The organism is Winslowiella toletana, assembly GCF_017875465.1.
In the GTDB taxonomy this organism is placed as follows: Bacteria; Pseudomonadota; Gammaproteobacteria; order Enterobacterales; family Enterobacteriaceae; genus Erwinia; species Erwinia toletana.
The window spans coordinates 4855409-4869711 of the sequence record NZ_JAGGMQ010000001.1 but is presented as its reverse complement, the minus strand read 5'-3'; the positions used below and the strand labels follow the sequence as shown (position 1 = coordinate 4869711).

The window sequence follows — 14303 nt, the reverse complement described above, 5'->3', positions numbered from 1 at the left end:
GTATTTGCGCAAGTTGTTTTTATAATTCTCTGCACTTTACTTAAAATAACCAAGAGAGTGCGAAATGATCGATACCCGCCTTCCCCTGACTGATATTCATCGCCATCTTGACGGCAATATTCGCGCGCAAACCATTCTCGATTTAGGTCGCGAATTTAACCTCTCCCTGCCTGCCACTACGCTGGAAACCCTGCGTCCCCATGTACAGGTCACCCAAAACGAACCGGATCTGGTCAGTTTCCTGCAGAAACTGGACTGGGGCGTCAAAGTGCTGGGTTCGCTGGATGCCTGTCGTCGTATCGCCAGAGAAAATGTCGAAGATGCGGCACGCGCGGGTATTCACTATACCGAACTGCGTTTCTCACCGGGTTATATGGCGATGACGCATAATCTGCCAGTGGCGGGCGTGGTGGAAGCAGTGATTGACGGCATTAAAGCCGGTTGCCAGCAACATGATATCGAGGTACGCCTGATTGGTATTATGAGCCGCACCTTTGGTGAAGAGGCGTGTCTGCGTGAACTGGAAGCGTTGCTGGCGCATCGCGACGGTATTACTGCGCTGGATCTGGCCGGTGACGAACTGGGCTTCCCGGGCAGTCAGTTCCTCAGCCACTTTACGCGCGCGCGCGATGCCGGTTTCCGTATCACAGTACATGCTGGTGAAGCGGCCGGTGCGGAAAGCATCTGGCAGGCGATCCGTGAACTGGGCGCCGAGCGTATCGGTCACGGTGTTAAAGCGATTGAAGATGCCGCGCTGATGGATTTCCTTGCTGAGCATCAGATCGGGATTGAATCCTGCCTCACTTCCAATATTCAGACCAGTACGGTGGCGCAGCTCAGCAACCATCCGCTGGTGACTTTCCTTAATCACGGTATTCTGGCCACCATTAATACTGACGATCCGGCGGTGCAGGGAATTGAGCTGGCGCATGAGTATCAGGTGGCAGCGCCGCAGGCAGGTCTTAGCCCGCAGCAGATCCGTACCGCACAGGAAAATGGGCTGAAGATTGCGTTTTTAACTGAAGCAGAGAAAGCGAAGATTCGCGCGAAGGTTGCAGCCTGATCACCAATGGGCGGCGATAACGCCGACCCTACGGAAATATTGATGCAGGGGCGGCGTTATCGCCGCCCGCTGCCCAGTCCGCTTACTTCAGTGACAGTGTCTGGCGTTTCTCGGCAGACTGTAATCCCAGTTCAATCAGTTCCATCACCTGAATCGCCTCGGCGGCGGTAACCGGATTACTGCCGCTACCATTAATCGCATCGCGGATTGCCGCGTAATAGGCCGGATAGTTGCCCGGAATGGTCAGCAGCGTCTGCTCGGCCATCACGTCACCTTCGGCCAGCGTCAGCACACCATCGCGCATATCATAACCCCAGTCTTCCAGCGGTGGGCGCGCGCCGGCTTTCAGACTGTCTTCCTGTGGATCCAGACCATATTTCACATAGCTGCCGCGGGTGCCGTGCACCTGAAAACGGGCTGACTCTGCCGCCACCAGCATACTGGCATGCAGCACCACCCGGCGTTGCGGATAAGTCAGCACCGCGTGGAAATAATCGGTGGTTTGCGCGCCGGAACGTAGCTCAGCCATATCAACATTAATCGCCACCGGCGCGCCAAACAGCTGTAGCGCCTGGTCAATAACATGCGGACCAAGATCAAACCAGATACCGCTGCCCGCACCTTTCATTTCACGCCAGCGCTGACGCACTTCCGGACGGAAACGATCGAAATGGGATTCCAGATAACGCACTTCACCCAGCGTACCATCAGCCAGCAGCGCTTTCAGCGTCAGGAAATCACTGTCCCAGCGACGGTTATGGAACACCGACAGCAGCAGACCTTTGGCTTTCGCCAGCGCTTCCAGCTCACGTGCCTGTGACAGTGTCACGGTGAATGGTTTGTCGACCACCACATGCTTACCGGCATTCAGCGCGGCTTTTGCCAGCGGAAAATGGGTGTCATTAGGCGTGGGGATAACAATCAGTTGCAGCGTCGGGTCATCAAACAGCGCCTGCGGATCGGCAACCACCTGCATCGAAGGCCAGTCGGCGTGAACTTTGGTCGCATCACTGCTGGAGACAGCAGCCAGCTCCATCTCTGAGGTACCGGCAATTAGCGGAGCATGAAACGTCTTGCTGGCGAAACCATAGCCCACCAGGCCGACACGAATTTTATCACTCATTAGTCTTCCTCTTGTTCACTCTGCGCTCTGCCGCCAGGGCGGGATCTGCCTGACGACAGAGCGTTACCTCAATGATTTAAAACCAATCGGCCACGGAGAACAAGGCGGATTCGCCTGAAATATCGCTATCCGGCGGTGCGCGGCAGATCCCAGCTCTCCTGGGCCACCAGCGCATCATGTGCATCCTGACTACGGCGGCGGAAATCACTGGGGCTGACGCCAACCCGTTTACGGAATACGCGCGAGAAGTAGAGCTGGTCGTCATAGCCCACATCGCGTCCGACACTGGCGATGGGCTCCTGAGTGGTTTGCAGCAGCAGTTTGGCACGGATCACCCGCTGATCTTCACGCCAGCGCAGCAGATTAACCCCCATCTGCTCGCGGAACAGATGCGCCAGCCGTGATGGCGACAGGCAGACATACTTCGCGACTTCTTCAATCTTCACCTCAGCCGCCAGATTCCCGGTGACATACTGGCAGGCTTCGATCACCCGAGGATCGCGCACCTGCTGATGCGATCGCGGATCTTCCTCCACCGCGCGCAACAGCAGACGTTCCAGCAGGTTCATCGCCAGCTCTTCGGCAAAACGACGACCGGAGTTATGAGTCTGTTCGATATTAGCGAACAGGCGGTCAAACTCGCCACGCAGCGATTCTGGCAGGCGCAGACGTCCCACTCCCTGGGTTTCATCCTGCCACTGAAGCCAGTCGCTCCAGTAGGCTCGCGGGCGGAAATAGATCCAGCGATGAAACCAGCAGTCGCTTTCGGCTGAGCGGCCATAGTAGTGCGGGGTTTTTGGCTGAAACAGCAGCAGATCACCCGGCTCACAATCAAAGGCCGCTTCGCCATCAAATACCCGGCCTCGCCCTTTGATCGTCAGATTCAGAATGTAACCTTTCATCCCCAGCGGACGGTCAATAAAAAAGTCCAGCGGTCCGTTGGCGCTGATTGGCGTTAACCCGGCCACCAGCCAGGCATTAAACGGATAGCCCGGCAGCAACGGGTTGGATTGTATAGCTGAAGGCAGACGATGATACATGTTTCCTCCGGTGGTGAATTTTGCAGGTGCGAGAAAATCATCATTACCGGCGGCATTTTCACCGCCGGTAGATTTAATGGGTTTTTGCTTTCTGTTTATAGCGGTCGAAAATCACTGCCGCCAACAATATCAAACCTCGTACGACATACTGTGAGAACGGCGATATATTCAACAGATTCATCGCATTCTCAACCGTACCCAGAATCAGCACCCCGGCCACCACGTAAGAGATTTTGCCAATCCCGCCTTTCAGTGATACGCCGCCCAGAACACAGGCTGAGATCACAATCAGCTCATAGCCCAGCGAGGTCATCGGCTGGCCGCTGGTCATACGCGACGCCAGAATAATCCCGGCCGCAGCCGACACCAGTCCGGAGAGAATGAAAATAATAATTCGCGTGCGCACCACCGGTACCCCGGCCAGCCGCGCGGCTTCTTCGTTACCGCCAATCGCCAGCGTATTACGACCAAAAGTGGTTTTATTCAGCAGAAAACCAAAGATAATCATGGTGCCGATGGTCAGCCAGATTGGCGCTGGCAGACCCAGCCAGTTGGTGTAACCCAGCGCAAAGAAACGCTCATCTTCAATACCAACCGCTTTACCATCGGAGAAGATATACGCCAGCCCGCGCACAATCTGCATGGTCGCCAGTGTGGTGATCAGCGCATTGATCTTCAGCTTCGCGATCACAAAACCGTTAACCAGACCACAGGCAACACCGAGCAACAGACCCGCAGCGATACCGATCCATAAACTTTCAGTCATATTGATCACCACCGCAGTGGTGACTCCGGCACAGGCAATCACTGACGCCACAGAGAGGTCAAAATCACCCGAGGCAAGGCAAAACAGCATGCCGCAGGCCACCATACCGGACATCGACATCGCCAGCCCCAGCCCTTTCATATTGATAAAGCTGCCAAAATTGGGGACGAAAATCATGCAGCCGATAAACAGCACGGCAAACACCACCAGCATGCCGAAGTTATCCCAGATGCGGCCCAGATTGACGCCGGAACGTTGCGTCGGTGGCGTGGTATTTGAGGTCGTTGATGAAGACATAACAGCACTCCTGAATGCTTAATCAGACCGTCGCAGCGGCCATTTGAGAGGTTTTCGGCATAGCGAGACGCAGCGTTTTCTGCTCTGTCGCCTCGTCATGGCTTAATTCACCGGCAATTTCACCTTCGCGCATCACCACAATACGGTCGGCAAGACCCATCACTTCCGGCAGGTCACTGGAGGCAAACAGCACCGCAATCCCCTGCGCAGCCAGCGCATAAATCAGGTTATAGATTTCATGTTTGGCGCCGACATCAATGCCACGCGTCGGCTCATCGAGCAAAATCACCTTCATCTCCTCCGACAGCCAGCGCCCAAGAATCGCCTTCTGCTGATTACCGCCGGAAAGATTCATAATCAGCTGATCTGCTGACGGCGTTTTGATATTCAGCGCACGGATATGTTTGTCGGCGTTCTTCGCTTCCCAGCGATGATCGATCAGACAGCCAGCGGTGACATTGTTGCGGCGGGCGCTGATATTGATATTGTCGCGTACCGAGTGCACCGGAATAATACCGTCGGCTTTACGATCTTCCGGGCAGAGCATCATGCCGGCACGAATGGCGTCGGAGGGTTCGCTGATTTTCAGCTGTTCGCCATCCAGCCACACCTCTCCGGATTTAATCCGCGTGCCGCCAAACAGCCCTTTCATCAGTTCGCTGCGTCCGGCCCCCACCAGACCAAACAGACCGACAATCTCGCCGGCGCGCACCTGCAGCGAAACCGGCGTACGCACGCCGCGGGCATGCACCTGATTCAGTTGCAGACGCACCTCGCCACAGGGGCGCGGGCTGTAGCCATAGATATCGCCAATTTCACGGCCGACCATCGCCTGCACCAGCTGGTCATTATTGGTATTAGCGACATCGGTAAAGGTGTTCACATAGCGCCCGTCTTTAAACACCGTAATCGCATCGCTGAGGGCAAAGATCTCTTCCATGCGGTGCGAGACATACAGCACCACCCGGCCCTGATCGCGCAGGTTACGGATAACGCGAAACAGCTGTTCGATTTCACGCGCCGACAGTGAGCTGGTCGGTTCATCAAAGGCGATAATTTTGGCATTGCGCGCCAGCGCCTTGGCGATTTCCACCATCTGCCACTGACCAAGCGACAGATACTTCAGTGGTGTATCCGGGTCGATATCCATGCCGAGATTTTGCAGTTGCTGTCCGGCCTCATAGCGCAGCAGTGAGCGATTTACCCAGCCACCGCGCTGCGGCAGCTGACCAAGATAGATATTTTCAGCGATGCTCATTTCCGGCACCAGGTGCAGCTCCTGATAAATAATCGCCACCCCGGCGTCAAGCGCGTCAGTGGCCTGATTAAAGTGCATCTGCTGCCCTTTAATACGGATCTCGCCGCTGGTCGCCTGATAGCTGCCGCTGAGAATTTTTAACAGCGTCGATTTTCCGGCGCCGTTTTCGCCCATCAGCGCATGAACCTGTCCGGCATGACACGCGAAGCTGATGTCCTGCAGCGCTTTGACGCCGGGAAAAGTTTTGCTGATGCCATGAAACGACAGAAAAGCGGGTTCAGTGCTCATGGTGGTCTCCCTGTTAATCACTCTGTTACGCAGACCGGGGCCTGACTGGCAGGCCCCGTAACACGGCGCTGATTACATCAGCCCTTTTTTCGCCAGTTCAGTTTTAAAGTTGTCGCGGGTGATCAGCACCACGTCGGTAACTTCGGTGAATTTGGCGGGCTCAGCGCCTTTGGTTACCCACTCATACAGCATCTGGCTGCTTTTATAACCATGCACGTCCGGGCTTGGCAGCAGCGAACCGTAGAAACCGGTGGCGTTGCCTTTCGACAGCTCACTCACCGCATCGACGCCGTTAATACCAATACCGATCACATCCGCCGCTTTAAAGCCCTGGCCTTCAGTGGCGCGGACGCCGCCCAGCACGGTGTTATCGTTCATACCAACGATCAACCAGTGTTTGATTTCCGGATGCTGCACCAGCAGTGAGTTACCGGCGTCAAACGCGCCTGGGATATCATTGGATTTGGTCGGCACCTGATAGATCTGTTTTTCCGGGAAACCGGCGGCTTTCAGCGCATCCATTGAACCGCCAGTACGACGACGCGCGGTATCCAGCTCATTAGCCGTAATCGCCATTACGCCGGTCTGCTTCGCATCCCAGCCGCGTTTCTGCATCTCTTTGTACAGCTCCTGCCCCTGACGCTCGCCAATCTTGGTGGCGGCCATCATCACCAGTGGCACGGTGTCCATCGGTTTGCCTTTAGCGGTGACAAACTGGTCATCGACGGCAATCACTTTTAGATCGTAGCTACGCGCCTTGGCCACAATCGCCGATCCCAGTTTTGGATCCGGCGTACAAATCACAAAACCTTTGGCGCCACTGGCCGCCAGACTGTCGATAGCATTAAGGGTTTTCTCGCCATCCGGGACGGCAATTTTGATCACTTCAAAGCCCAAATCCTTGCCTGCTTTATCAGCGAATTTCCACTCGGTCTGAAACCAGGGTTCCTCCGGCTGTTTGACCAGAAAACCCAGTTTCAGGGTTTCGGCGATAGCCGAATGTGACATAACGGCAGCCAGCCCGACGACGGCTAACGTTTTAGTGAATTTATGCATGATGCTCTCCGGCTCAATGATGTTTTTTGCATGAGATAAGCGAAACGGTGTAACCGATACCAGTCAGTCGACTGAACTTTACAGCGACTATAAATCAGTTAATTAGCGTGCAAACTGCACACTCGCTGAACAACCGCTGGGCTAGTTGTACGCAGAAATATCACAAAAAATGTAGAGCGCTATCACATCGTGGAATAACAGCAGAATCCTCCATACATTCAGCAAATTTAACCGTCCGTTAACTTTTGATGTCGGTCACAGATCGCAACAGGATGGCAGAAATGTGCATATTTGCAGCCGCAGGCGACTAACCGCTTTACCGCCATCTTCTTAGGGTTATCTGCAGTGATTGAGGATTAACAGGAGAGTCCCGATGCGTGCTGGCGCTATTACGATTGGTCTTGATTTCGGCAGTGATTCGGTGCGCGCTCTGGCGGTAGATTGCCAGAGCGGCGCCGAGTTGCAAAAACAGGTAATTGCCTATGCGCGATGGAAAGAGGGGAAATATTGTGACCCAAGCGCCAACCGCTTTCGTCATCATCCGCAGGATTATATTGATGCGCTGGAACAGGCGATTGTCGGCGTGGTGGCGCTGTTAAGTGCGGAACAGCGCGCCAGCGTGGTCGGCATCGGCGTCGATTCAACCGGATCCACCCCTGCCCCGATCGACCGTGAAGGCCGGGTGCTGGCGCTGCGTCCGGAGTTTGCCGACAATCCCAATGCGATGTTTGTATTGTGGAAAGATCATACGGCGATTGAAGAAGCCGAGGCGATTAATAAGCTGTGTCATAGCGGCAAATTTAATGATTATTCCCGCTATATCGGCGGCGTTTACTCCTCCGAGTGGTTCTGGGCGAAAATTTTACATGTCTCGCGTGCAGATGCCGCAGTACGCGAAGCCGCGGTATCCTGGATTGAACTGTGCGACTGGGTGCCAGCGCTGTTAAGCGGTACCACCGCACCGGCAGCCATCCGCCGTGGGCGCTGCGCCGCCGGACATAAGTCATTGTGGCACCCGGAGTGGCAGGGTCTGCCGGATGCGGAGTTCCTTAATGCGCTCGATCCCTTGCTGACGCGCGATCTCGACTTCCCGCTGTTTACGGACACCTGGACTGCCGAAGTCCCGGTCGGCACCCTGACCGCCGAATGGGCGCAGCGTCTGGGTCTGCCGCAGACAGTGACGCTGTCCGGTGGCGCTTTCGACTGCCATATGGGCGCTGTAGGCGCCGGAGCGCAACCCTACACGCTGGTAAAAGTGATTGGCACCTCTACCTGCGACATTCTGATCGCCGATGCGCAACAGGTTGGCGACCGGGCGATTAAAGGCATTTGTGGTCAGGTGGATGGCAGCGTGACGCCGGGCACCATCGGTCTCGAAGCAGGCCAGTCGGCGTTTGGTGATATGTACGCCTGGTTTAGCCGTTTACTGAGCTGGCCACTGCAACAGGCAGCAAAAGATCAGCCACAGCTGGCGCACCAGCTGGAAGCCATCCAGCAGGATCTGTTACGTCAGTTAACCGAAGCCTGGGTGGCGAAACCCAATATGGATCATTTGCCGGTGGTGCTGGACTGGTTTAACGGCCGCCGCACCCCGTTCGCCAATCAGCGTCTGAAAGGGGTGATCACCGACCTTAATTTAGGCACCGATGCGCCAACCCTGTTTGGCGGATTTATCGCCGCCACCGCGTTTGGCGCACGCGCGATTATGGAGTGCTTTGAACAGCAACAAATTCCGGTAGAAAACATCCTGGCCCTCGGCGGTATCGCGCGCAAATCACCGGCGATTATGCAGGTATGCAGTGATGTGATGAACCGTCCACTTGATATTGTCGCTTCCGATGAGTGCTGCGCGCTCGGCGCCGCCATTTTCGCCGCGGTTGCCGCCGGTGTCTGGGCCGATATCCCCAGCGCGCAGCAGCAGATGGCCAGCCCGATCGCCACCACCCTGCAACCGGACGCCGGGCGCGTCGCGCGCTTCGAGCAACTGTATCAACGCTACCAACACTGGTGTGAGGCTGCTGAACCGCAGTTTGCCTCGCGCACTTCATCCGATATGTAAGGAGTGGTTTTATGGAACAGGTTAACGCGCTTAGCGTGTGGTTTGTGATTGGCACGCAGCATCTCTATGGCGCCGAAACGTTGCGCCAGGTAGAGCAGCACGCGCAGCAGGTGGTTGACGGCATAAATCGCGAGGCCAGTCTGCCGTTTAAACTGCAGCTGAAACCGCTGGTGAAAAGTCCGGATGAAGCGCTGGCACTCTGTCGTGACGCCAATTTTGATAACAGCTGCCTCGGGATTATCACCTGGCTGCACACCTTTTCGCCGGCAAAAATGTGGATTGGTGGCCTGTCGATCCTCAACAAGCCACTGATGCAGTTCCATACCCAGTTTAACGCGGCGATCCCGTGGGACAGCATGGATATGGACTTTATGAACCTCAACCAGACCGCGCACGGCGGTCGTGAGTTCGGCTTTATCGGTGCGCGCATGCATCTGCAGCACAGCGTGATCACCGGCCACTGGCAGGATCCGCTCAGCCACCAGCGCATCGCCAGATGGATGCGCGGCGCGGCGGCGAAACGGGCCAGTCAGCAGCTGAAAGTGGCGCGCTTTGGCGACAATATGCGGGAAGTGGCGGTCACCGAGGGTGATAAAGTGGGCGCCCAGATCCAGTTTGGTTATGCCGTCAATGGCTGGGGCGTCGGCGATCTGGTGGAAGTGATTAACCAGGTTTCCGATGGCGACGTCAGTGCGCTAATCGACGAGTATGAAAGCCAGTATCAATTTACCGCCGTAGCGGCGGTGAATGGCGAGAAGCGCCAGAACGTGCTGGATGCGGCGCGTATTGAACTTGGCATCAAGCGCTTCCTCGAGGCGGAAGATTGTCATGCTTTTACCACTAACTTCCAGACCCTGCATGGTATGACGCAGTTACCGGGCCTTGCGGTGCAGCGTCTGATGGCGCAGGGCTATGGCTTTGCTGGTGAAGGCGACTGGAAAACCGCCGCGCTGCTGCATATTTTCAAAGTGATGGCGCAGGGCCTGCCAGGTGGCACCTCCTTTATGGAGGACTATACCTATCACTTTGCACCAGGTAACGACCTGGTGCTGGGATCCCATATGCTGGAAGTGTGCCCGTCGATTGCCCGTGAGGAGAAACCGTTAATTGATGTGCAGTATCTGGGGATTGGCGGCAAAGCCGATCCGGCGCGTCTGATCTTCTCGGCGCCTGCCGGACAGGCGGTTAATGCCAGCGTAGTGGATATGGGCGACCGCTTCCGCCTGCTGGTTAATGTGGTCGATGCGATTGAACAGCCGAAACCACTGCCGAAACTGCCGGTGGCACGTGCCATCTGGCGCGCTCAGCCGACGCTGGCAACCGCAGCGGAGGCGTGGATTCTCGGCGGCGGCGCGCATCATACGGTATTCAGCCAGGCGCTGGATGTGGAGGATATGCGCCTGTACGCTGAAATGCATGGTATTGAAGTGCTGGTGATTGATAACGACACCACCCTGCCAGCATTTAAGGATGCGCTGCGCTGGAACGAGGCTTATTATCGTCTGAATATGCGTTAACTAATAAACTCTATACTTAACAGCATTATTAAAAAGGCGGATTAAACCCCGCCTTTTAATTTACACCCGCAAGGTTAATATCTGTTTCCCGCGCAATATTAATAACCTTATTACCATAAATAAACTGCCTTACTATTTACATGCTAAAATAGCGGTCATATAATTGACATCCAGTCGATAAGAATCGTCTCCTCCACGCTGCAGTAAATAAGGGTGGTATCACGAAACTTCTCCGCTCCCCTCCAGCCCTGCATCAATCATCAATAGATTTAAACCGATTTCTCTATGAATCATCTGATTAAAACCTGAAAAAAACCTCAGCACACAGGTGACTGTTAAAACATATGTAAAACGTATTTATCTGCTCAGGCATTGATCGTTTATTTACGCGAGCTTTTTGCAAACCCTTGCGGACAAAATAATCGATTTTATTATTTAAGACTTGAGCAGAATATGATGACTAAGCAAACTCTTTCAGACATTACAAAAAAAACTGACCGGGGCTGGGGCAGGCTGGTGGTAATATCCCAGATAGCATTACAGATTTCCGTTGCTATCAGCCCTTGTTATCTTCCCACCGTGCAGGCTGCCGCCACTCCAGCGGATATTAAGTGGTATCAGAGCGGCAATCTTAGTCCGCAGGAACAGGCGCAATATCGCCTGCAAAGCGAACGGATGACCACTGCAGCGACCCTGATGTCACAGGATAATCCGGGTCAGGCCGCTGCCGGGATGGCGCGCTCCGCCGCCGCCGCTGAACTTGGTAACGCTACCTCTGGCTGGCTGAACCAGTTCGGCAATGCCCGCGTGCAGCTGCATTTCGATGAAAAATTCGCTCTGGAAGGTAGCCAGGCCGATGTGCTGGCGCCGCTGTATGAAAATGACACCAGCCTGCTGTTCAGCCAGCTCGGTGTTCGCCGGATGGATAAACGCACCACCGGCAACCTCGGCGCGGGCGTCCGTACCTTTACTGGCGACTGGATGTTTGGCGTTAACACTTTCTACGACAACGATTTTACCGGCAATAACCGCCGTCTTGGCGTTGGCGTCGAAGCCTGGCGCGACTACCTGAGATTGTCCGGCAACAGCTACTGGCGACTGAGCGACTGGCGTCAGTCGCGTGATTTCGCCGACTACGACGAACGTCCGGCAAATGGTTACGACCTGCGCGTGGAAGGCTGGCTGCCCGCATACCCGCAGCTCGGCGCCAAAGTTATGTATGAACAGTACCAGGGGAATGAGGTTGCGCTGTCTGGCAAAGATAATCGCCAGAAAAATCCATGGGCGTTTACCGGCGGCGTCAGCTATACGCCCTTCCCGCTGCTTACCGTCGGCGCTGAACACCGGGCCGGTAAAAACGGTCAGCAGGATTCTCAGCTTAGCCTGGCGCTAAACTACCGTCTGGGCGAAGCCTGGCATAAGCAGCTTGATGCCTCCGCCGTTGGCGCCACACGCCTGCTAAGCGGCAGCCGCTACGATCTGGTTGAACGTAATAACACAATTGTGCTGGATTACCGTAAACGCGAACTGCTGACGCTGGGCCTGCCGGACAAAGCCAGTGGTAAAAGCCGCAGTGTGCTGCCGGTCAGCTTTGTGGTGAAAAATACCCATCCGATACAGCGCATTGACTGGCACTCACCGGCGCTGACAACGGCGGGCGGCATTATTACTCCAGCCGGTGACGGGCGTCTTAATATTACCCTGCCCGCCTGGCAGGTTACCGGGAGTAACAGCTATACCCTGACCGGCACCGTTTATGATGTGGAAGGCAACAGCCACAGCGCCGCCATGCCGATTATGGTGGAAATCGCCGACATCAGCGCCGACAGCAGCAGCATTGCCGCCATGCCGCCAGCTATCCCGGCTGATGGCGCCAGCACTTCGGTTGTGACCGTCACACTGCTGGATAAAGATGCTAAAGCAGTGACAGATATGGCGTCTGCGCTGAAAATAGCATTAAAACAGACCCTTGCGCAGGAGCAGCGTACGCTGAAGCAGCAGAATGCAACCATCACTGAGGTGAAGGAAACCTCCGCAGGTGTCTACGAAGCAGTGCTCACCTCAGGTACCCGCAATGGCAGCGTCGTGGTAACGCCATCCATTAACGGCATAATGTTAAAAACGATGACCCTTGAGCTGACCAGCGAAAATGCATCGCTTAAAGACGGAAACCTGACGGTTGACAGAGATCAGCTACCGGCCAATGGCGCTGATAAAGCCACCTTTACTGCGCTGGTAACCGGCGACAGTGGTAAGCCGCTGGCAGGGATCACCGTCAACTGGAGCACCAGTGCCGGGGTGCTTAGCGGCGCCAGCAGCATTAGCAGCGCAGCGGGTAAAGCTACCATCACGCTGAGTCACACGGTGGCAGAGGATGCACAAGTTACTGCAACGGTAAACGGTGCAGGCATCACTAAAGCGGTAACCTTTATCGCCGATAGCGCCCAGGCGGGTATCGACAGTCGCGATCTGACCCGCGATAAACCCACCGCTGTCGCCAATGGCCGCGAGCAGGTGACCTACAGCGCTATCGTTAAGGATGGCAGCGGCAACCTGGTGCCGAATATTGCCATTGAGTGGACCACCAACCGCGGCGCGCTGACTGGGGGAACCAGCACTACCGATGCGAACGGCAAAGCGACGATTATGCTCAGCTCCACCTCAGCAGGTGAAGCGCAGGTGACGGCCAGAGTTGGCGCCCGGGCGGCGGTCAATGCCCCGCTGGTTAACTTTACCGCCGATAGCGACAGTGGACAGATCGACGGTGCGGTTACCGTAGACAAGACCCAGGTTGTGGCCAACGGCAGTGATAAGGCGACCTTCTCCGCAACCGTTAAGGACGCCGCTGGCAACCTGGTGCCGGATATCAGCGTCAGCTGGCAAACCAGCCATGGCGACCTTAGCAGCAATAGCAGCAATAGCAGCAACACTGATAATAATGGTGTGGCAACCATTACCCTGAGCAGCACAGCACTGGGCAATGCACAGGTGACGGCGACAGTTAACGGTAAAAGCGCCAATGCACAACCGGTCATTTTTACAGTCGACATCAAAACGGCGCGCGTAGTCAGCTTGCAATCCAGCAAGTCGCAAATTACCGGTACAGGTATGGAACGGGCTGAATTAACCGCAAGAGTTGAGGATAACTATGGTCACCTGATACCAAATGCTACGGTCATATGGCGCAGTAACCTGGGTAGCATCGACGCAACCTCACAAACCGATAGCAGTGGTCAGGCAACGGTTTACCTGACAGCTCCGGTTCTGGTTGCGTCACAGAATGCGATGGCGACAGTAACCACCAGCATCGATGGGTCAGATTATCAGCCTGTCGGCAATCAGCTGGTGGAGATCACTGCGGTTATGCAAGCTTCGGGTAAATATTACTGGACACTCAGCACCCGCTATGGCACCGATCTGGAAGATCACGCCATCCTGGCCTGCAGGAGTCGCGGCAGTGCTGACAGGATGCTTGAGCGCAGTGATTTAAGCGATTTCGGTACCGCTGCCGGTCAGATAGACTTTAGCAATATGCAGGTGCAGGGAGAGTTTAAACCCGGCTATTATCCGCTGGTGGGCAGCTGGGGAACCACCGGAGCTTACCTCAGTTCGCAGGACGGCCCGGGCCTTATTGGCACCACGGTCGATCGTCAACTTGACCAGGGCTCATGGAAATATGTCTGTGTTAAAAATATTTAGTTAAATGCTAAAGGCTCCGCAAGGAGCCTTTTTTCTTGCCAGTATCAGCACTGAAGCAAACTCCTCCAGCCCCCTTCCCGCCAGCAAACTCAGCTTCCCACCGTCAGAGATTTCCCACACCATCGATAACTGCATGG

Annotated in this window: 9 protein-coding genes; 4 read left to right on the top strand and 5 right to left on the bottom strand. The window is 55.4% G+C overall.

The features are described from left to right. The first annotated feature begins 64 nt into the window (after nt 1-64). Nucleotides 65-1063: an adenosine deaminase gene (add, locus tag J2125_RS22835; RefSeq protein WP_017802249.1), complete on the top strand. Its 999-nt coding sequence runs from the start codon at nt 65-67 to the stop codon at nt 1061-1063. A gap of 82 nt (nt 1064-1145) precedes the next feature. On the opposite strand, the gene J2125_RS22830 is transcribed toward add, so the two are convergent. The 5 genes from J2125_RS22830 to J2125_RS22810 form a co-directional block, all read right to left on the bottom strand. Beyond that, nucleotides 1146-2186 (bottom strand): oxidoreductase, encoded by a 1041-nt coding sequence (locus tag J2125_RS22830; protein WP_017802248.1) that lies wholly within the window; start codon nt 2184-2186, stop codon nt 1146-1148. A gap of 125 nt (nt 2187-2311) precedes the next feature. Then, nucleotides 2312-3226, bottom strand: coding sequence for an arabinose operon transcriptional regulator AraC (araC, locus tag J2125_RS22825; RefSeq protein ID WP_017802247.1), 915 nt, complete (start codon nt 3224-3226; stop codon nt 2312-2314). 73 nt (nt 3227-3299) lie between these two features. After that, nucleotides 3300-4289, bottom strand: a complete 990-nt coding sequence (araH, locus tag J2125_RS22820) for an L-arabinose ABC transporter permease AraH (RefSeq protein ID WP_017802246.1) — start codon at nt 4287-4289, stop codon at nt 3300-3302. A 22-nt stretch (nt 4290-4311) separates the two neighbouring features. Then, nucleotides 4312-5835, bottom strand: a complete 1524-nt coding sequence (gene araG / locus J2125_RS22815; protein ID WP_017802245.1) for an L-arabinose ABC transporter ATP-binding protein AraG — start codon at nt 5833-5835, stop codon at nt 4312-4314. Nucleotides 5836-5907: 72 nt separating this feature from the next. Then, the gene (locus J2125_RS22810; RefSeq protein WP_017802244.1) at nt 5908-6891 is read right to left on the bottom strand and encodes an arabinose ABC transporter substrate-binding protein; all 984 of its coding nucleotides are present in this window, start codon (nt 6889-6891) and stop codon (nt 5908-5910) included. 373 nt (nt 6892-7264) lie between these two features. Between J2125_RS22810 and J2125_RS22805 the strand changes: the two genes are divergently transcribed. The 3 genes from J2125_RS22805 (at nt 7265) to J2125_RS22795 (ending at nt 14166) form a co-directional block, all read left to right on the top strand. Continuing rightward, nucleotides 7265-8950, top strand: a complete 1686-nt coding sequence (locus J2125_RS22805; RefSeq protein ID WP_017802243.1) for a ribulokinase — start codon at nt 7265-7267, stop codon at nt 8948-8950. Nucleotides 8951-8961: 11 nt separating this feature from the next. After that, complete coding sequence (gene araA, locus J2125_RS22800; protein WP_017802242.1) at nt 8962-10467, top strand: L-arabinose isomerase; 1506 nt, start codon at nt 8962-8964, stop codon at nt 10465-10467. Nucleotides 10468-10983: 516 nt separating this feature from the next. Next, entirely contained in the window at nt 10984-14166 is a 3183-nt protein-coding gene (locus J2125_RS22795; RefSeq protein ID WP_209499542.1) for an inverse autotransporter beta domain-containing protein, read from the top strand. Nucleotides 14167-14303: the final 137 nt, after the last annotated feature.